The 19,345-nt window shown below is 69.9% G+C and carries 10 protein-coding genes, 1 tRNA gene, 2 pseudogenes and 1 riboswitch; of the genes and pseudogenes, 7 read left to right on the top strand and 6 right to left on the bottom strand.

Annotation, left to right across the window (positions count from 1 at the left end):
• The 4 genes and pseudogenes from UK82_RS29610 to UK82_RS29590 form a co-directional block, all read left to right on the top strand.
• A pseudogene (locus UK82_RS29610) lies at nucleotides 1-234 on the top strand (IS1634 family transposase); the annotation flags it as partial.
• A gap of 38 nt (nucleotides 235-272) precedes the next feature.
• Complete coding sequence (locus tag UK82_RS29605; protein WP_055410706.1) at nucleotides 273-653, top strand: hypothetical protein; 381 nt, start codon at nucleotides 273-275, stop codon at nucleotides 651-653.
• A 2,079-nt stretch (nucleotides 654-2,732) separates the two neighbouring features.
• Entirely contained in the window at nucleotides 2,733-3,572 is an 840-nt protein-coding gene (locus tag UK82_RS29595; RefSeq protein WP_044886557.1) for an IS5 family transposase, read from the top strand.
• A 2,076-nt stretch (nucleotides 3,573-5,648) separates the two neighbouring features.
• Nucleotides 5,649-5,873 carry a hypothetical protein gene (locus tag UK82_RS29590; protein ID WP_201784260.1) on the top strand — a complete coding sequence of 75 codons (225 nt, stop codon included), beginning with the start codon at nucleotides 5,649-5,651 and terminating at the stop codon, nucleotides 5,871-5,873.
• A gap of 119 nt (nucleotides 5,874-5,992) precedes the next feature.
• On the opposite strand, the gene UK82_RS29585 is transcribed toward UK82_RS29590, so the two are convergent.
• Nucleotides 5,993-6,065 (bottom strand) — tRNA-Arg (locus UK82_RS29585).
• A 682-nt stretch (nucleotides 6,066-6,747) separates the two neighbouring features.
• Between UK82_RS29585 and UK82_RS29580 the strand changes: the two genes are divergently transcribed.
• The gene (locus UK82_RS29580; RefSeq protein WP_161849187.1) at nucleotides 6,748-8,400 is read left to right on the top strand and encodes a DUF4407 domain-containing protein; all 1,653 of its coding nucleotides are present in this window, start codon (nucleotides 6,748-6,750) and stop codon (nucleotides 8,398-8,400) included.
• A gap of 100 nt (nucleotides 8,401-8,500) precedes the next feature.
• Here UK82_RS29580 and UK82_RS29575 read toward each other — a convergent pair whose 3' ends face one another.
• Entirely contained in the window at nucleotides 8,501-9,445 is a 945-nt protein-coding gene (locus tag UK82_RS29575; protein WP_055410699.1) for a hypothetical protein, read from the bottom strand.
• Between the two features lie 483 nt (nucleotides 9,446-9,928).
• On the opposite strand from UK82_RS29575, the gene UK82_RS41910 reads away from it, so the two are divergent.
• Nucleotides 9,929-11,434 carry a toll/interleukin-1 receptor domain-containing protein gene (locus UK82_RS41910; RefSeq protein ID WP_083507436.1) on the top strand — a complete coding sequence of 502 codons (1,506 nt, stop codon included), beginning with the start codon at nucleotides 9,929-9,931 and terminating at the stop codon, nucleotides 11,432-11,434.
• Between the two features lie 42 nt (nucleotides 11,435-11,476).
• Here the strand turns inward: UK82_RS41910 and thiC are convergent, their stop codons facing one another.
• The 3 genes from thiC to UK82_RS29555 form a co-directional block, all read right to left on the bottom strand.
• Nucleotides 11,477-13,390: a phosphomethylpyrimidine synthase ThiC gene (thiC, locus tag UK82_RS29565; RefSeq protein WP_055410712.1), complete on the bottom strand. Its 1,914-nt coding sequence runs from the start codon at nucleotides 13,388-13,390 to the stop codon at nucleotides 11,477-11,479.
• Nucleotides 13,383-13,489: riboswitch (TPP riboswitch) on the bottom strand. (Overlaps the previous gene by 8 nt.)
• Nucleotides 13,490-13,574: 85 nt before the next feature.
• Nucleotides 13,575-15,197 (bottom strand): ATP-binding cassette domain-containing protein, encoded by a 1,623-nt coding sequence (locus UK82_RS29560; protein WP_063897607.1) that lies wholly within the window; start codon nucleotides 15,195-15,197, stop codon nucleotides 13,575-13,577.
• Entirely contained in the window at nucleotides 15,194-17,401 is a 2,208-nt protein-coding gene (locus UK82_RS29555; protein WP_055410708.1) for an ABC transporter permease subunit, read from the bottom strand. Before UK82_RS29555 ends, UK82_RS29560 begins: the two co-directional genes overlap by 4 nt.
• Nucleotides 17,402-17,548: 147 nt before the next feature.
• Between UK82_RS29555 and UK82_RS29550 the strand changes: the two genes are divergently transcribed.
• Nucleotides 17,549-18,784, top strand: a complete 1,236-nt coding sequence (locus UK82_RS29550) for an ABC transporter substrate-binding protein (protein WP_055410695.1) — start codon at nucleotides 17,549-17,551, stop codon at nucleotides 18,782-18,784.
• 203 nt (nucleotides 18,785-18,987) lie between these two features.
• Here the strand turns inward: UK82_RS29550 and UK82_RS29545 are convergent.
• Nucleotides 18,988-19,345 (bottom strand): annotated as a pseudogene (locus tag UK82_RS29545) (IS1634 family transposase); the annotation flags it as partial.

Raw genomic sequence — 19,345 nt, 5'->3', positions numbered from 1 at the left:
ATCTACCACCACACCCGCGAATCGATCGAAGCACACCTGACCATCGTGTTCGCCGCCCTCGCCGTCAGCCGCTGGATCGAGAACACCACCGGCTGGTCCATCCGCAGGTTCGTCACGACCGCCCGCCGCTACCGCACCATCACGATCCAAGCCGGCGACCACACCATCACCGCCGCCGACCCCCTACCCGACGACCTCCAGACAGTCCTCGACGCCATCCACGGCACGCACTAAATGGCCCAAGTCAGGTCCTACTCGGGCCGCTTCTGTGCGTGACCGACGGGGACGGCACCCACGTTCATCTACTGAGATCCGAGCAGTTGCGCGGGCTGATCGGCGTCGGAGGACCCGGTCCTGACACCGCCACCCTGACCGCCGGGGCGGCCAAGGCGATCGAGCTCGGGCCGTGGCTCCGCTCCCGACGGGACGCCGAGCGGTCAGCCGCCGAACTGGCGCTGGCTCGCGAGCGGCTGAAAGAAGAGCTACGCCAAGCAATGGGCGATGAACTGCGGGCAGAGGTCGGAGCGGAGGAGATCGAGCGCATCAAAACCGAGCTGCGCGCGGAACTGACCCCGATGGTGCGGCGTGATCTCGAACGGGAACTACGCAGACGGCCGCCGCGGAGCGCGGCCGATCCCTCACCTTCTACCTAGAACCAGCCCATGCTCCCGATGTCGTCAATGTAATCAATATCGTCGACGTCGTCCCTGCCATTCATGTCGACGATCCTCCCGGGCCCGTGGATGTCGTCGTGCCTGGCAGTATCAAGGAGCGCTGGCGGCCAGAGGTCCCACGACGATGGCGGAGTTGATCTTATCCAGTCATCCGATGAACCCGGCGCGGCGGCGGCCTCCACCACCGAATGCCACGAAGAAATCGGCTCCGTTCCGCCCGGAAACGTGACGCCCAATGAGTCGAATGGACTCAGTCCCTCCGGGAGTGACATCTCGCTGAGCCCCCCCGGAACCGACGTCTCAAGCGCATCCGTAAGCCCCACGTTCCATAGATCTACCTGATCCGGCCCGTCCAGGAGTGGCGTTTCACTTGACTCCGCCGGCACCAATAGCCCGGGCTCGTCCGGGAGAGTCACATCCCGTAGATCCAACGGGTCCGGTTCCTCCGGAGGTGACGCTTCGCTCGGCTCCCCCCACCGCTCCGGCTCCCCCGGCCGAACCGGCTCCCGCGGCACTGAGGGCTCAGGCCCGTCCGGCCAAACTGGCGTCGCCGTGAAGTCGATCCCGTCCAGGGTCGATATGTCTGCGATATCAGCATCCGGCTCGCGGGGGCGGATCAGCCCGAGGGCCTCGGCGATGCGGAGAAGGATGCCCTTTGATGGCTCGGGCACTGACGGCGGGTCGGCGGCCTCAGCCAGCCAGACCTCCACGCTCGCTGCATGGACCGCGACCGCGACCCGCGCCGCGTCGAGCAGCTGGGCCACCTCGGCCCGGTCTCCGCGCGTGATGACGGCCTCGTCGTCGAACCGGGCCAGCTGGCGCTCCTGGATCTCCAGGTAACGATTCCGGTTTGCGATCGCCTCCTCGCCGACGGCCGCAAGGTCGACCGGGACGCCGGCGGCCGGCCCGTCGAGCAGGGCGGCGAGCCTGGCGTATTCGGCGTCCAGACGTCGAATCTCGGCAGCATCGGAAGCCTGCTCGCGCAATGACGCTACGACGCCATCAACGTCAACCGAGCGCACCCGCACCTGCGAGGTGTTGACCTGCTTGTTGTCTCGGCCGATGACGATTCCGGCGCAGCGGCCCAATCCGGGCGCCGACTGAACGGCTGGGGTGAGCCAAAGCCGATCTCCAAGGCCATGTACCGCACGGTCGATTTCCTTGCCGAGAGCCCGAATTCGCTGCTCGTCGTCGGGTCGGGCAACCAACCGAACCACCATACTGGCGACTTTGGGACGGAATGCCGCGATCTCGTGAATTGAGAGAGTAGGCGTCTTCATCGTATAATTAAAACGATTGCTCTGGACGTTCCTGTCTCCTACGACGACGCCGCACGAGGAGCGTACCCGGACCGAGTAGGACATCACCCGGGCCGGACCGCGCGCCGCCCCATAAGCCACCCGCCCTGACGCCGCAGCGCCGATATTACGCTGGCGTGTAAGCGCCCGCTGGAACTCCATTCGCCGCAGCGAGCTGCCCGGATTCTCCGTCAAGGCGTGGAACGCCCGCATCGACGCCGCGCCCACGATCGCCGAATCGCACGTCACTCGAGGTTCGTCCAGCCGCAGGTAAGAGACGTTCCTCTGAATGTTTTCGTCGCCGGCCATCACACCGTCGGCGCGCCATACGTCAGCCCGCAGAATCCGTTGACCCGGNGGGCCGTCTACCCGCGCCGAGACGCCGCCGTCCGTCCCGGGCCGATGGACCATCACCTCGGCCGGCCCGCGCTCATCATCCCGCCCGACTACGCGGTTCAGGTCGTGGTCGTCCGCCATGTCTCCAGTATCAGAGATCGGGGACGGTAGATCTGCCGAATAAACGGCTGCGGGACCGTCCAGCGTCGGACCGGCCCCCGCAGCCCAGCATCGCGCAGTGGGACTGTTGCGTTCGCCGGACGAGGAAGCTTGGGTGGCCGATCATGCGTGATCAACCGAGGCGTCGTCGGCTTCATCCGCCACCTCCGGCCTCAGTGCCTGTCCTAAATCTTGGTTTGAGGTGCGGAGAGTGCCGTAGGGGTGGGAGGTTTCGGGCTGCCGGTGGGGCTGGTAGGTCGTGGAGATGGCACGTTCTGTTCGGTATCCCTCGGATCTCACGGACGCGGAGTGGGCCTACGTGCAGCCGCTGCTGCCGGTGGCGTCGAAGGACGGCCGGCCCGAGAAGCACGACCGGCGTGACATCGTGGACGCGATCCTCTATGTGACCCATAACGGCGTCGTGTGGCGGGCGCTGCCGGCGGACTTCCCGCCCTGGAAGACGGTCTACGGGTTCTTCGAGCGGTGGAAGAAAACGGGCGTCACCATCACGGTCCACGACGGGCTGCGCGGTGAGGTCCGCCAGGCCGAGGGCCGTAGCGCCACACCGACCGCCGGGGTGATCGACTCCCGGTCGGTGAAGGGCGCTGCCACGGTGGCCGCCCCGACCCGCGGCTATGATGCGGGAAAGAAGGTCAACGGCCGCAAGCGGTTCATCGTCGTGGACACCCTCGGTCTGCTGCTGGCCGTGCGTGTCGTCCCCGCCGGCCGTCAGGACCGCGACGGCGCCCGCCAACTGCTGGTCGACCACTACTTCACCACCCCGACCTGCCGTTTCCTGGTCGCCGATGCAGGGTTCGCCGGCCGGTTCGTCGCCTGGGCGGCGGACGTCGTGAGGACCACCGTTGAGATCGTCCGGAAGGAAGAAGGCCAGCAAGGCTTCCGGCCGCTCCCGAAACGCTGGGTTGTAGAACGCACGCTGGCGTGGATCACCGCGCACCGTCGCCTCGCTCGAGACTACGAACGCGACCCGGCCAGCTCTGCCGCCTTCGTCTACTGGGCCATGATCCGCACGATGGCCCGCCGGCTCGCCCACGGCACCCCCGTCCCACGCTGGGCCCCCAGGAAGACCACCGAGAGTCAATGACCATCAAGATTCAGGACAGGTACTCAGAGCCAAGCGCCTCCGGGCCCAGCGCGGCCCGGTCACAGATGTGATCTCCAGGTAGGGTGGGAGCGCCGAACGCCTCGCGACCCCGCGACCGCTACGAAGCGGCGCGGAGACGAGATCTCGCACGATGACCATCGCGACGGCGCCCGCCGAAGGCAGCACAGACTGCAGCACACATGGGTTCGAAAGCGGCAGAGCCCCGCACCTTGGATGGGGGTGCGGGGCTCTGGCCTGTCTCAACCGTGCGTGCGCTCGGAGGGAATCGAACCCCCAACCTTCTGATTCGTAGATATATCTGGATCTTCTGGGCATGTCCGTAGACGTCCGCCGAGCCCGAGAACCTGCCAAGACTCGTCCGCTGGCGTGCGTCCGCGTCCGCCTCCGTCCGTCGGCTTGGCTGTCAGCTCGGCTGTCACGCCGAGGTGCGCTCCCGCCTAGCCTGACCAGCACGAGTCTACTCACCAGCTCAGAAGAAATGACCTTGCTCGAACTTCTCACGGGTGACCACAGACAGTCTCGCAACTGGCAAGGCGGACGGGTCGGGCTGTCCGCTGCAACTGGCTCTGCCTTCCGGTCATGCACTGGCGTGCCCACTGCTTACTTTTCGGCCCCCTGGCGTGCGCGACGGTGAGATACCGCCCGGATCATCGGGCCATGGCTGGAGACCCCGCTGACTGGCGACCCGACCAGCGGATTAGAGCTGGTTTCGCAAAGACTGATAGATCGGTGCGTAGCGGGCGGGTAGCCGAGTAGCTATCTGAAGCGCACTGATCGGGTCGACTCTCCGTCAAGCGAGAATACAAGTTCTGCAACAGATGCGTCCGCATTAGTCAATAATGCGCCGAATGCACCAGTTGTATGCTTTTCACCTCTTGAGCTAGAGGCTGGACGTCGCGGCATTCTTTTCAGCTTGACAGCCCACGCATACAAGTGCCACTTTCTACACTAAGACCATGTTCTCAAAAATGCAATTTAGAAGGGGGGATCACCTACAGGCGGAGACCCCCATGGATCATCGGAGTTTTCAATTTCAGTAACGACTGACGAGTCGATATTAAGATCCGTCAGGAGGTTTTTTATCTTCTCGTCTATATTCAAACTACGCCGACGCGCGAGCTGATACAGGGTTTCCGCAGAGCTCCTCAAGCGTTCGTCTAGGCCGCTATGGCCTAGTCTACCCGTGTGCACCGAATCTAGTAAGATTCCCTCCGCGTCAATAATCTCCACTACATACGGTGGGAGCGAGTCCTCATCTTGACTTGAAAGGCGGATTGTAAAATTCGCCGTGGAATAGGAAAAGATATCCTTCCTTCTTGATGAAGCTTGGAGGCTCCACCCTTCTTCTCCTGCCCTTAGCTCTGCGGTAAGCCCCTCAACAATCGCAATCATTTGAGCAGTCGTAAATTCTGCCAACTCAGCTTCCCTCCTCTGTCGAGGCGCCGTACTCGACCGCAAGGGCACCCAGCTCGTTCGTTACCGCCGCAATGGCCGCCCGCACCGCATTGGTGATGGCGACGAGATCTGATGCCTGAGCGGGATCCAACAGTCGAATCTTAGTTTCGGCCGCAACAGATATTGAGGCTTGCAATGATCGGTGCAGCCTCCTTCTTTGATTATTTTCATTGGGAAGAAGCCCGCGAAGTTGCCCCGCCTGCCAACGCCAGGTCGCCAGCCAGGAAATTGCTAACTGCACCTGGTCCAATTGAATCGCACGCTCTAGCTCATCCTCAATCCGCTGTATCTGGGGAAGCAACATCAAGATGTTTCCTCGCGAGATCTGCCGCTGAGCGCGACGCGCCGCATCAGACGCCGCATTAGCTGCATCTTTGGTTTTTCTCAACTGCCAGAAGGTAACCCCAAAACCTACAACTGCAAAAGGTATTGCGGTCACTCCATNCACAGCATCGAGAACAGACACGGTCTGAGGAACCCCCGAAGTGAGCAGACGGAGCAAGTGTAACCCGGTGACCGCGGGCGCCACCCACGATGCGTCTAACGCTGGTCTCGGTGGGCGGCTGGCGGATAAGTTTGGCAGCGGGTGGGCTGACCCACGTGCATGATCTCCGGCGCACCGGGGCCAACATGCTCTCCCGGCCCGGGGTCATGAACGAGATCCGCCCCCTGCTGCGGCACACCCGACTTGCCACGACCGCCGATATCTGCGTCGCCGTGCTGGAGGACGTTCGGCGCGGGACGGCCGGTATGGACGACGTCCTGACCCGCCTCCGCCACCCGGCCGACGCTACGGACAGCGACCAACAGGAGGGGGTCGTGTGAGCCGTCCGACAGTACTGCCGCAGCAATGGCAGTACAAATGGCAGTACTTGTGGTCCGGAAGCGGCAGAGCCCCGCACCTTGGATGGGGGTGCGGGGCTCTGGCCTGTCTCAACCGTGCGTGCGCTCGGAGGGAATCGAACCCCCAACCTTCTGATCCGTAGTCAGATGCTCTGTCCGTTGAGCTACGAGCGCGCGCCCGCCACCGTGGTGGCCGGCGGTGCCAGCTTACAGCACCGCGGGAGCGACTCAGGGACCGCGTCGACGTGGGGCCATCTGTAGTTTGTCCGATGCTCGTGGTGAGTGGCGGACGTGGGGCATCCCGCCTGGCCAGTGCCCGCGACGGAGTCGCGGGTCGCTCCCGTGCCGTCCGCGCGGCTCACCGGGAAGGTGCCGATGAGACGGGAGGAAGGCGGGCACGCGGGCGGCGGGGCCGGCCGGCGAGCGACGGCACAGCTTGGCAGCATGACGCGGCTACCACAACACGCATCGGTGTGGTCGCTACGTGCACGTGTTCCGCGTACCATGAGGGGCTCTCGGGGGAGAGAGGCTTCGACGTCCCGCATGAACCAGGACGTTCGGGCGTGCTGGACTCCGGGCTTCATCCTCGCGGGCAGTGATCTTGTTGGCCCCTTGCGGACGGATCGAGGATGGCCGGGCTGCGCGCAGACGATCTCCAGCCACGGTTGCCCGCCGCTGATGCCCTNCACCGCCTTGAACCCCGCCGACCCTGGGCGACGGCTGCCCTGCCCAGCAGGCCGGCGGCCCCACCGAGGGCGGCCGGCGCACCCAGGCCGGCCGGCGCCGGGCCCACGGCCCCATGGTCGGCCCGGCCGTGGTGGTCGGCCCGGCCGTCGTGGCGGAAGGTGGACGTGCGGTGAGCCGGTTCCTGCTCTGGCTGTCCGGCGCCGACCGGGAGATCCTCGGCCGGCTGCGGCACGACCGGGCCAAGTACGTGGGCGTGGGCAGCGCGGTGCTCACGACGGCGGCGATGGCCACCCTCTCGTCCACGTTCGCGTTGCGGATGGCGCTGAAGCTGCCGATCCCGGTCTGCCTGCTCGTCGGGCTCGGCTGGGGTCTGGCGATCATGGCGCTGGACCGATGGCTGGTCGCGTCCGTGCAGCGCCAGGACCACTGGTACCTCAACGCGCTGCTCATGCTGCCGCGGCTGGTGCTGGCGATCCTCATCGGGCTGGTCATCTCGACCCCCCTGGTCCTGCGGATCTTCCAGCCGGAGATCGACACCGAGATCACCCAGATGCACGCCGAGGACGCGGCCGCGTTCGAGCAGCGGATCACCACCGACCCGCGCGACCAGGAGCTGACCCGGCTGCGCGCCCAGCGCGACGCCCTGGTCAAGGTCGGCACCACCGGGGTGGACGTGAGCACCGACCCGGAGGTCGCCCCCCTGCAGCGGCAGATGGACGGCCTGCAGACCCGGCTGGCCCAGGCGAACGCCGACGTGCTCTGCGAGAGCCTCGGCACCTGCCCGGGCCAGCCGAACAAGGCGGGGCAGGGCTCGAACTACCGGCTCAAGGTCTCGCTGCGCGACGGCATCCAGGCGCAGATCAACGAGCTGCAGCCGAAGCTGACCGCCGCCGTCGACGCCGCGCGGTCCCGCCAGCAGGCCGGCCGGTCCAGCGCGACGCAGAACGCGAACAACCAGCTTCCCGCGCTCAACGCCCAGATCGCCGCCCTGGAGACCGGGCAGCGCAACGACCGGGCGGCGTTCAACCGCCAGAACGGCGACAACACCGGGCTGCTCATCCGGATGGAGGCGCTGGACCGCATCACCAGCGATCCCGACCACCGCACCCTCGCCAACGCGCACCTGGTGCTGCTGCTGTTCATCACCGCGATCGAATGCCTGCCGATCCTGGTCAAGTTCCTGATGTCCTTCGGCAAGCTGACCACCTACGAGAAGGTCGTCGCGATCGAGGAGCGCAACCAGCTCATCGCGGAGGAGGAGATGTCGGCGCGGCGGCGGGCGACCGTGCTCCTCGACGGCCAGGACGCCTACCTCGAGGCCCAGGTGACAAGGGAGCAGAAGGATCCGGCGATCGAGCGGCTGGCCCGGCGGACGGCCGCGGTCCAGGAGGAGGTCGCGAACGCGGCGTTGGACGCCTGGCGCGACCGCGAGCTCGGCCGGATCCACAACTCCTTCGACGACTATGTCGCCACGGCACCGCCGCCAGGGACGGGCAGCCTCCAGGTACCGGGCGGTCCGCCAGGCCCGTCCGGGCGCAACCGGGGCTGGGAGACGCCGGTCGAAAGGCCGGCCGCCCGGCCTGGCCGACCCGTGCCGCCGAACCGGCCGCCGGCGCCGCCCACGCGGCCCGATCTCGCCAGCCGCACCCCCGACGACCTCACCTACAACGACGATCTCACCTACGACGGGGACCTCACCTACGACGGGGACGAGCCCACGGTCACCCCGGATCACGAGCCGCTGACCACCCGCTACGACCCGCCGCTGCCGCGCCGCGACACCCTGCCCCTCCCGAGCGACGACGACCGGCGGCGGGCATGACAGGCGTGAGCGGTGCGGGGCGCCACCTGACCGACGGCCGCGCGACGCCGATGCCGCCGTCCGCCGGGCAGGCGCACGGCGTTCCCGGCCACCGGCGCGCTCACCTCCTGCGGGGGGCCGACCGCGTGCTCTCCTCCAGCCAGAGGAACGGCTCCAGCACGTTGATCGGCCGGATCGCGCCACGGATGCGCGCCTCCCCGCCGGTCTTGACGACGTTGGCGAAGTCGTGTGCGCGGAAGTACCCCGACGGCCCGATGTGGAAGCCCACGGACGAGCTGACGAAATAGGAGATCCGGTCGGGATGGAAGAAGGTGTTGATGCTCCCGCGGACCAGCCGGGCCGAACCCTCATGACCCTCGTCGCACAGCCGGTCGAAGAAGGTCTTCGCGAGGTTGTCGGGCACCCGGGGGATGCGCTCCGGCTCGTCGCCGGTGAGTACCACACCCGTCCGGAACGCCTGGCGGAACACCGCGGGCTCGTCGAACTTCGTGACGCACACCGCCAGGAAGTGCGGCAGTTTTCCGCCGCGCAGGCGGTTGGCCTCGAAACACCGCCGGGTGACCTGCTCCAGGGTGCGCTGGAAGAACTCGTAGGCGTCGCTGTTGCGTTCTTCCCGGACCGGATCGAACAGATAGACCAGCCCGTCGCACCTGCTCAGGTGGTCGAGCAGCAGCTCCCACTCGTCGGGCGCGTCCAGTAACTCGACGGCGAAGACCGTGTTCTCCGGCCGTGGGCCGCGGCGCAGGGGGCGGCCCGCACGCCGGCCGCCCCGCGCCGGACCGATGAACCGCCAGCTCAGCGCCGTCAGGCCCGGGGTCGCGGAGGGGAAGACGTGCCGGCTCTGCAACAGGTCGGTGTTCTCGGACAGGAACGCCCCCGCGTCGTCGTCGCCGCCGATGACGATCCAGGATGGGCCGCCCGGGGTGGTGGGTTGGCTGATCGCGGCGATGTTGAGCGCGGCGAGGAAGGTCGTCTTCCCGCTCTGCGAGGCGCCCCACAGACCGATGCGGGCGAGCTGCGTCGGCTGCCCCGCCGGCGCCGTCACAGCCGCGCTCCCCGAGCCCGGAGGACGGCGTCCGCGGCGCGCGGCACGGCGCCGCGCGCGTCGATACGCACAGGACGGACAGTGAAAATAAGGTGCCCCCCGACACGGCGCCGGCAGCGAATATCCCCCGCCGGAACGAGCAGGCCCTCGGGCTACTCTCCGTCATGGTTCATACGCTCGAAGCGACAGATTCGTTGGAGTATGGAGCGGCCCGGCTGCCCGGTCAAGCCGCCACGAACGGCCGATTCACCCGGCCCCGGGCGCCGGTGGGTGGATGCCCCCGGCGGCCCGCGTGCGGCATTGCCCGCCACCGGATGTCTGACCGATTGTGCTGGTGAATGCACGCTATGCGCGCCCGAGTCGGTCGCAACGTAAGATCGGCCAGCAGCATCCGGCGGGAGTCGCGGAACCCGGCGCGGACGGCGGCGGTGCGGCGCTTGCCAGGTCTGGCTGCCGGTGCGGCGGGACGGTTCGGGGGGAGCGGTGACGGAACGGCTGACCGACATCGAGGTGGAGACGCTCGCGAACGCCTTCCACCGCCCGTCCACCGCCATGGCGATGCTCGAACGGGCCGGTCTGGAACGGCGGCGGCAGCCGTCCTGGACGTCCCAGACTCCCCTGGAGTTCTGGGATGACGTCAATCACCAGCTTCGCCAGGGGGTGCTGGCGGACGGCCGGGCCAACATCCTGGCGGTGGCGGCGGCTCTCTACCCCGCCAACAAGGTCTTCGCCGCGGTCGTCGAGCCGGCCGGGTCGGCACCGGCCGCGGGTCCCCCGGCCGACGGTGCGGCACCGACGGCGGGCCCGCCCGGGACGGGCTCCGGGGAGGTGCACGCGCCGGCCGGCGGTGTCCTGTTCGCCATCGATCCGGTTCGATTCGGCCCGGCGGGGGTGCCGGTGGCCTGGCGGGACGGACTGTGCCAGCTCGTGGGCCTCGCCGCGCAGCACTGCGACCTGCCGGCCGACGCGGTGAGTGTCCAGGACCGGGGCGGCGGGCTGCTCGGCGCGGTCCGCGACGACGTGCCGGCGGAGCTCGTGGTCGCGGATCTCGTGCGGGAGCTGCGGGGAGTGCTGCACACCTACAACCGGCCGCGGGGCGAGAGCGGTCGGGTCCGGCTGCGGGTCGCGCTGCACCAGGGGCGGGCCGTCGCCGACGACAGCGCTGCCGCCCGAAGTGACGCCGCCCGAAGTGACGCCGCCCGAAGTGACGCCGCCCAGGCGGCCTCGCGCCTCGTCGACACGCCCGCCCTCAGCCGCCTGCTCGGGGAGTTCCCCACCACGGAGATGGCCGTCATCATCTCGGGCACGCTGTTCGCGGCCACCGTCGATCGACGGCGGCGCGATCTGGATCCCGGCTCGTTCCGGCGGGTCGAGACGGGCGTCCCCGGCCTCGCCGGCCCCGCCTGGGTCCAGGTGCCCGCGGGGGGCGAGGGGCCGGCCGACGGCCCGCGGGTGCCCGCGGCGGATCAGCGGTCGGTTCCGCCGCCGGTGGCGTCGATCGTCGCCGAGGAGCCGCGCACCGCGGCCGGGTGGGACTTTCTCGTCTCCGCCGCGGAGGAGGACAGCGATTGGGGTGAGTGGTGTGCCTGGCAGCTCGAGCAACAGGGCTTCCAGGTGCATCTCGACACCTGGGACGTCGTCGCCGGGGATCACCTGGTGGGGCGCCTCGACGAGGCGGTGTCCCGCTCGAAGCGGACCCTCGTGATCCTCTCCGAGCACTACCTGGCCTCGGAAAAGGTGCAGGCCGAGTGGCAGACGGCCTGGAGGTCGGACCCGACCGGGATGAAACGGCGCCTGATCCCGGTGCGGGTCGCCGCGAACCGCTCGAAGGCCGAAGGGCTGCTGCAGGGCATCAACTCCATCGACCTCGTCGACCTGGATGGCGACGAGGCGCGGCGCACCTTCGTCGACGGGATCCGCCGGGCGATCGAGGGCCGATACCGGCCGAGCGAGGCGCCGCCCTTCCCCGGCTCTCCCCCGCGGACCTGACCCGCGGCGACAGCCCGCGGGCCTGGCTCGCAGCCGCGATGCTCAGGGGCCGGCGATCGGGAGGTGGATCCGGTTGCCGGCGGCGGCGAACTCCGCGGCCTTGGCCCGCAGCCCCGCGGCGACCGCCTCGTCCCCCGCGCCCGGGGTTGAGGTCAGGGCCGGGGCGGCCGGGTCGGTCGCGGCGGTGCCGTCTCCGGCGGCCCGCACCTGGTGGGAGATCTTCATCGAGCAGAAGTGCGGTCCGCACATCGAGCAGAAGTGGGCCGTCTTCGCGGCGGGGGCCGGCAGGGTCTCGTCGTGGTACGACCGGGCGGTGTCCGGGTCCATCGCCAGGTGGAACTGGTCGGCCCAGCGGAACTCGAACCTGGCGTCCGACAGCGCGTCGTCCCAGGCCCGGGCGCCGGGATGCCCCTTGGCGAGGTCCGCCGCATGGGCCGCGATCTTGTAGGCGATGACGCCGGCCTTGACGTCGTCTCGGTCGGGCAGACCGAGATGCTCCTTCGGGGTGACGTAGCAGAGCATCGCGGTGCCGTGCCAGCCGATCACCGCGGCGCCGATCGCCGAGGTGATGTGGTCGTAGCCGGGGGCGACGTCGGTGGTGAGCGGCCCGAGCGTGTAGAACGGCGCGTCGTGGCAGATCTCCCGCTGCAGCCGGACGTTCTCCTCGACCCGGTGCAGCGGGACGTGGCCGGGCCCCTCCACCATCACCTGCACGTCGTGCTCCCACGCGACGCGGGTCAGCTCGCCCAGGGTGGCGAGCTCGGCGAGCTGGGCGTCGTCGTTGGCGTCGGAGATCGAGCCGGGCCGCAGGCCGTCGCCGAGCGAGAACGTCACGTCGTAGGCGGCGAGGATCTCGCACAGCTCGGCGAAGTGGGTGTAGAGGAAGTTCTCCTCGTGGTGGGCGAGGCACCAGGAGGCCAGGATCGAACCGCCGCGCGAGACGATCCCGGTCCGGCGCCGCGCGGTCAGCGGCACGTAGCGCAGCAGCACCCCGGCGTGGACCGTCATGTAGTCCACCCCCTGCTCGCACTGGCGGATGACGGTGTCCCGGTAGGCCTCCCAGGTCAGCGCCTCGGGCCGGCCGCCGACCTGCTCCAACGCCTCGTAGATGGGCACCGTGCCGACCGGGACCGGGGAGTTGCGCAGGATCCACTCGCGGGTCCGGTGGATGTCCGCACCGGTGGACAGGTCCATGACGGTGTCGGCGCCCCACCGGGTCGCCCAGACCATCTTCTCGACCTCCTCCTCGATCGAGGAGGTCACGGCCGAGTTGCCGAGGTTCGCGTTGATCTTCACCAGGAAGGACCGGCCGATCACCATCGGCTCGGACTCGGGATGGTTCACGTTCGCCGGCAGGACGGCGCGCCCGGCGGCGATCTCGGCCCGCACGGTCTCGACGGGCAGCCCCTCGCGCAGGGCGGCGAACTCCATCTCCCGGGTGATCTCTCCCCGGCGCGCGTGGGCGAGCTGGGTGACGGCTCCCCCGCCGGGCCGGGCCCGTAGCGCGCCCCGCCCGCCGGCCGGAGCGGTGTTCCCGCGCTCGGCGATCCACCGTGCCCGCAGCGGCGGCAGGCCCCGGCGCACGTCGACGTCCGTCGCCGGATCCGTGTACGGGCCGGAGGTGTCGTAGAGCACGACGCTGTCCCCGGTGGTGAGGACGACCTCCCGCATCGGCACCCGCAGGTCGGGGTCCGCGCCGACGAGCCAGGTCTTGCGGCTGCCCGCCAGCGGCCCGGTCGAGACGGCCGTCGCCCGGGGCGCGGCCGGCGACTCCTGGGACGCGGCAGGTGACCCTTCGGACGCAGGCCGGGCCGGCGTCCGGCCCGGCGAGGCCGCCGGAAAACCGTTCGGAATGCCCCCCGGGATGGCCTCGGATTCCGGCCGGGAATCCGCCTCGCCGAGGCCGGGAAAATTCTCGGAAGAAGGAGACGAGAAAGAACGGTCGATTGGCGACATCATATGAACTCCCTACGCCGGCATTACCCGGACAGGTTCTGCGGTCGGCGGCCCTAGCCACCCTCTCAGCCCCTCGGTGGAGCTCCCGCGATCAATTCGCGCATGGTCACCATAAACCACTCGGCTAGCGGCCGTCAGTCGATCGCGTCCATCACGCCGGCCCAATCCGTCAGGGCGCGATCTGTCAGGAGGCTGCCGTCCCGAGGCAGGGCGGCGGGTCTGGGTGCGGCCCGGGGGGAACGGCCGGTGCCTCGCCGAGGTAGCTCGCCTCGATGAGGTCGGGGCGGGCAGCGAGCTGCGCGGCGGGCGCGGCGAGCGCGACCCGACCGCGGTCGAGCACGTAGCCGCGGTCGGCCACCCGCAGCGCGAGGGCGGCGAACTGCTCGACGAGCAGCACACCGGTCGACGTCTCGGCCGCGATTCCGCGCAGCAGCTCGAGCAGCCGCGGCGCGACGCCGGGCGCCAGGCCGAACGACAGCTCGTCCACCAGCAGCAACCGCGGCCGGCGCACGAGGGCGACGGCCAACGCGAGCCGCTGGCGCTCGCCGCCGGACAGCTCCCCGGCCGGCCGGTCGAGCAGGCCGCCCAGCGCCGGGAACCAGCCCAGGACCCGCTCGATCTCGCCGCGGTGGCTGCGGCCGGCTGCCAGGCGCAGGTTCTCCCGGACGGTCAGCCGGCCCAACGCCCCCCGCCCCTGCGGGACGACGGCCAGCCCTCGCCGGGCAAGCGTGCTCGGCGCGGGACGCCGGAACCACTCGCCGAACACCCCGACCCGGCCCGCACTCGCCGGCAACAGGCCGGCGGCCGTGCGGATCAGGGTCGTCTTGCCGGCCCCGTTCGCCCCCAACAGCGCCACGATCTCGCCGGCACGGACGACCAGCGACACCTCCCGCAGCACCGGTCCCTCGTGGTAGCCGCTGCTCACCCGCTCGAACTCGAGCAGCTCGGTGCCTGCCGTCGGCACCGTGGACGCGGTCGGCGGCCGCCGGGGCGATGGGGAGACGACCGGCGAGGTCGCAGCGGCCGGCACGGCCGGCACCGCCGTGGCGGTCGGCTCGGACGGCAAGGCGGGCTCGGACGGCAAGGCGGGCTCGGACGGCGAGGCGGGCTCGGGGCCGTCGGAGCCGCCCAGGTAGGCCGCGCGAACGGCCGGATCCGCCCGGACCTGCGCGGGGAGCCCGCGGGCGACGATCCGACCACCGTCCAGGACGAGAACCCGGTCGCAGACGTCGAAGACGAGCTGGACATCGTGATCGACGAGCAGGACGGCGACGCCGCGGCCGGCGATGCGCCGGATGCGCGCGGCCAGCTCGCGCCGATCTCCGGGGTCGAGCCCCGCGGCCGGCTCGTCGAGCAGCAGGACCTTCGGCATGGCCGCGAGTGCGCGGCCGAGGGCGACCGCGGCTCGCTCGTCATGGCTGAGCGTCGCGGGCAGGCGGTCGGCAATCGCCGCGAGTCCCAGCCGACCGGCCTCCATCGACCCGGCCACCGGGCGCGCCACCACGGCGATGTTCTCCGCCACCGCCAGGCTGTCGAACAGCTCCAGGGCCTGGAAGGTGCGGGCGAGCCCGAGCCGCTGCCGCTCGTGCGCCGGCAGCTCGGTCAGCGCGGTGCCGTCCAGGGTCACGCTGCCGGCGAAGATCGTCGCGAAGCCGGTGAGCGCGTCGATCAGCGTCGTCTTGCCAGCCCCGTTCGGCCCGATGAGGCCGGTGACGCTGCCCGCCTCGAGGCCGAAGGAGACACCCTCGACGATGCGGGTACCGCCCTGCCCGGCCGCGAGCATGTCGACGGACAACAACGCCGTCACGACACACCGCCGGGGTTGAGCGGGAACGCGGTCAGGCCGGGCCGGTTGCCCTCCGCGAGACGCGGTGGCCCGCCGTCGACACCCTCGGGCACATCCGCACCGGGTCCCCCACCCCCACCGAGCCGCCCATCCCCGCCGAGCCGTTCATCCCCGCCGAGCCGTTCATCCCCGCCGAGCCGCTCATCCCCGCCGAGCCGCCCATCCCCGCCAGGCCGCTCGGTCCTGCCGGGCCGCAGTTTCCCGCCGGGCCAGCCGGTGCGCCGGGGCTGGCTCGGGCCGACCCGCCGGCCGGCGCGGCCGGGCCGGTAGACGAGCCCCGCCGGCCGCAGGACGGCCAGCACCACCACCGCGAGACCGCACAGCACCTGCTGGTATTCGCCGAGCCCGGCAACGCGGTCCAGCGCCGTGAAGGCCAGCCCGCCGGGGGCGAGCAGCCCGCCGGCCAACGCCCCGCCGACGCTGGTCACCCCGCCGACGGCCGCGATGGCAAGGAAGAACAGCGAGGCGGTGACCCCGAACGAGTCGAAGGACAGCCGGCCCTGGCCGTACCCGATGAGGCAGCCGCCGAGGCCGGCAAGCGCTGCGGACAGCGTGAATGCCAGCACCTTCGTCCGGCGTACATCGATCCCGGCCGCGGCCGCCGACCGCTCGTTGGCCCGCACCGCGAGCATCCGCCGCCCGAGGTCGGCGGTGCGCAGGCGGGCCACACCGTAGCCGCCGGCGGCGAGCACGGCCAGCGCCAGCAGTCCGTACTGGACCCGGGGAAAGCCGGCCCCGGACAGTCCGAGGTCCAGACCGAAGATCTTCGGATTGGGCACGGACGAGCCGGCGAGCCCGCCCGTGATCAGCGGGTTGCCGAACACCGCCTCCTGGATCGCGACCCCGGCGACCAGCGTGATCAGAGCCAGATCCACGCCGCGCAGCCGGCGCGACACCACCCCGAGGAACAGCCCCGCGACCGCGGCCGCGAACGTGGCGATCAGGGGGGCGATCGGGAAGGGCACGCCGAGCTCGCCCTCCAGCCGGGCCAGCAGGAAGCCGGCGACGCCGGCCAGCGACATCTGCGCCAACGAGAGCTGGCCGACGTAGCCGGTCAGCACTACGAAGGACAGGCACACCACGGCGCCGGCGAGGCTGCGTTCGAGCCCGAGCCGCCAGGAGCCGGTGAGCAGGAGCAGCGCGACCACTCCGACGGGCACGCCGAGCAGCAGCCCGCCGAGCGGGCGCCGAGCGGGCTCGACCACGGGCAGCGGCACCGACCCGACGGCCCCGGCCGCGCGCCCAGGGATCAGCGTCCCGCGCCGGCCCGCCACGGCGAGGACGAGGATCATCGGCAGCAGCGCCCGCAGCCCCGGCTGGTTGAGCCAGCCCACGTCCTGCTGCAGCGGGAGCAGGAACCCCTGTGCGACGCCGAGGCCGAGCGCACCGGCGACGGTCAGGCCGAACGAGGACAGCCCGCCGAGCAGGGCCGCGGCGAGCGCGGGCACGACGAACAGCGAGTAGCTCGTCGGGTTCAACGCGCTGATGGGGGCGACCAGGATGCCGGCCAGCGCGGCGAGCACCGCCGCCAGCATCCAGTTCGCCGCGGCGATCCAGCCCGGCCGGCGGCCGAGCAGCGCGGTGGTCTCCGCATCGTCGGCGACGGCCCGGGTCGCGAGGCCGAACATGGTCCAGCGCGACATCGCCCACAGGCCGGCGGCGGCCACGACGACGAGGCCCGCCAGCAGCAGCCGGTCACTCGGCACGGTGACGCCGAGCAGGTGCAGCGGCGACTGGGGCAGCACGGGGTCGAGGAAACGGTTGTCCGAGCCGAACTGAACGACGGCGACGGCCTGCAACGCGATGGTGAGGCCGACCGCGGCGACGACGGTCATCGTCGGCTGGGCCCGCCGCAACGGCCGGAAGACCAGCAGATAGGACGCCAATGCCAGCAGGGCAGCCATCGCAAGAGAAACCGACAATGCCAACCCGAACGTGGGGGTGTCGGTAAGATGAATTCGCGGCGGCAATCCGACGACAGGCAGGACGAGATCACCGACCTCGCGCAGCTCGGCATACTGATAAGTGGCGTACATGGCGAAGGCGCCGTGCGCGATGTTGATGACGCCGGAGGCTCGGTAGGTGAGCACGAGTCCGAGTCCGAGCGCCGCGTACACCGCACCCGGGCCGAGGCCCAGCAGCATTGCAGCTACATAGGTGGTCACGGGGCTCCCGAGCACATGTCCAACGTCGAAGCCGACGGACGGGCGGCAGGTCGGAAGTGTGGGCGAGCGGTCACCGAATCACTCCCGTCCCGCCGGCCGGCGGTCTCACCCAGGAACCGGGTGAGTTGGAGTGTAGCTTGAACGCCCGTGAGACAAGCTTCCCGCGTCCTGCTCGCGTTCTCCGTCGCCCTGTCCGTCGCCATCGCCGGCGCCGGCTGCACGAGCCAGCGCGGTGGCTCGTCGGGTGGCGCAGCAGCCGGCGCCTCGGCGACCCACCTGACCGGGCCACCGGTGACCCTGGGCTTCGTCACCATCGAGAACAGCACTCTTGGGTCATACCCGGAGCCACGGCGGGCGGCGCAGGCCGCCGTGAACTATGCGAATGCCGCGCTCGGCGGCGTCGGCGGGCGTCCGCTGCGGCTGGCGACCTGCGCCACCGATGGTTCCCCGGAATCCTCTCAGAACTGCGCCAACCGGCTGGTCGCGGAAAAGCCGATCGCGGTGGTCGGCGGCGTCGATTTCGGCACGCAGGCCGCGATGCCGATATACGAGGCGGCCCACATCCCCTATGTCACCGGTTCCCCGCAGCTCAGCGGGGAACTCGATTCCAAGAACGCGTTCGCGCTTTCCGGTGGCTCGGTCGCGGAACTGCTCGGCCTCACCGACTACCTCACCGCCACCCGGCACATCCGCAGCGCCCACGCGTTGTACGTGGACCTTCCCGGGCTGCTCACCGCCGCCATCAAGGGATCCCAGAACGTTCTGCGCAAGAAGGGTGTGACCGACGTCCGGCTGATCGCCGAGAAATCTGACGCGGCGGACTTCGCGCCGGCACTCACCCAGGCCGCCGCCGGCAACCCGGACGCCATCATCGTCGTGTTCCAGGCGGCGGCGTGCGCCCGGATCGTCCAGGCTGCGGCGGCACTGAACATCCGCAGCGACATCTACTTCGTCGGCGCCTGCGCCACACCCGCGGTGCCGCGGGCTGCGGGTGGCCGCACCGACCACCTCTACTTCGCCTCCAGCTACCTCCCCGTCGGATCCAGCGGCGGGGACGCCGACACGGTGGCCTACCGCAAGGCCGTGCCGGAGGCGGACCGTACCTCGGCGTCACAGGGCGCCTTCTCGGCCGTGCTCGACCTGCGGGTACTGCTGGCGAAGACCCCGCAGCCGACCTCGGACGGCCTGCTCACCGCGCTGCGCGCCACCCACGACCAGCCCAACGTCATGGCCCACCCGTACACCTGCGACAACAAGCAGATCGACATTTTCCCGGCCATCTGCAACACGGGCATACGGCTGCTGCGTTGGAAGGACAACTCCTTCTCCGACGTGACCGGAACCTGGCAGGACGGCCGCCAGCTCATCACCCTGATCAACTGACCGCCCCGCCGCTCAGGGTCGGAGATGACCGAATTGCAGGAGGTTGTGGACGGATTCGGGCAGCCGAACGGCTGACAACCTCCATGCAATTACCCGCCAGGCTCGGCATCTCTGGGCAGTTCCCCTGATGCCGGGCCTGGCGACTCGCGGAAAGGGCGCGGTCAGGCGAGGCTCTTGGCCTGGGCCCACCTGACTTGGGCCATTTAGTGCGTGCCGTGGATGGCGTCGAGGACTGTCTGGAGGTCGTCGGGTAGGGGGTCGGCGGCGGTGATGGTGTGGTCGCCGGCTTGGATCGTGATGGTGCGGTAGCGGCGGGCGGTCGTGACGAACCTGCGGATGGACCAGCCGGTGGTGTTCTCGATCCAGCGGCTGACGGCGAGGGCGGCGAACACGATGGTCAGGTGTGCTTCGATCGATTCGCGGGTGTGGTGGTAGATCGGCCGGGCGGCGAGGTCGGACTTGCTCATCCGGAAGCTCTTCTCGACGTTGAGTAGCCGGCTGTAGGTGGCGATGACCTGCTCGGCGTCGGGGTCGGGCAGGTTGGTGACATACCCTTTGATC

The organism is Frankia sp. ACN1ag, from assembly GCF_001414035.1.
Classification (GTDB): Bacteria; Actinomycetota; Actinomycetes; order Frankiales; family Frankiaceae; genus Frankia; species Frankia torreyi.
Note: the sequence above shows the minus strand (reverse complement) of the source record. Positions and strands in the feature narration are given on the sequence as shown.

Bases quoted from the DNA above. Each gene is read 5' to 3' on its own strand.
- thiC (WP_055410712.1), bottom strand. From the start codon at position 13,390: ATGTCGCCAATCGACCGTTCTTTCTCGTCTCCTTCTTCCGAGAATTTT.
- UK82_RS29595 (WP_044886557.1), top strand. From the start codon at position 2,733: ATGGCACGTTCTGTTCGGTATCCCTCGGATCTCACGGACGCGGAGTGG.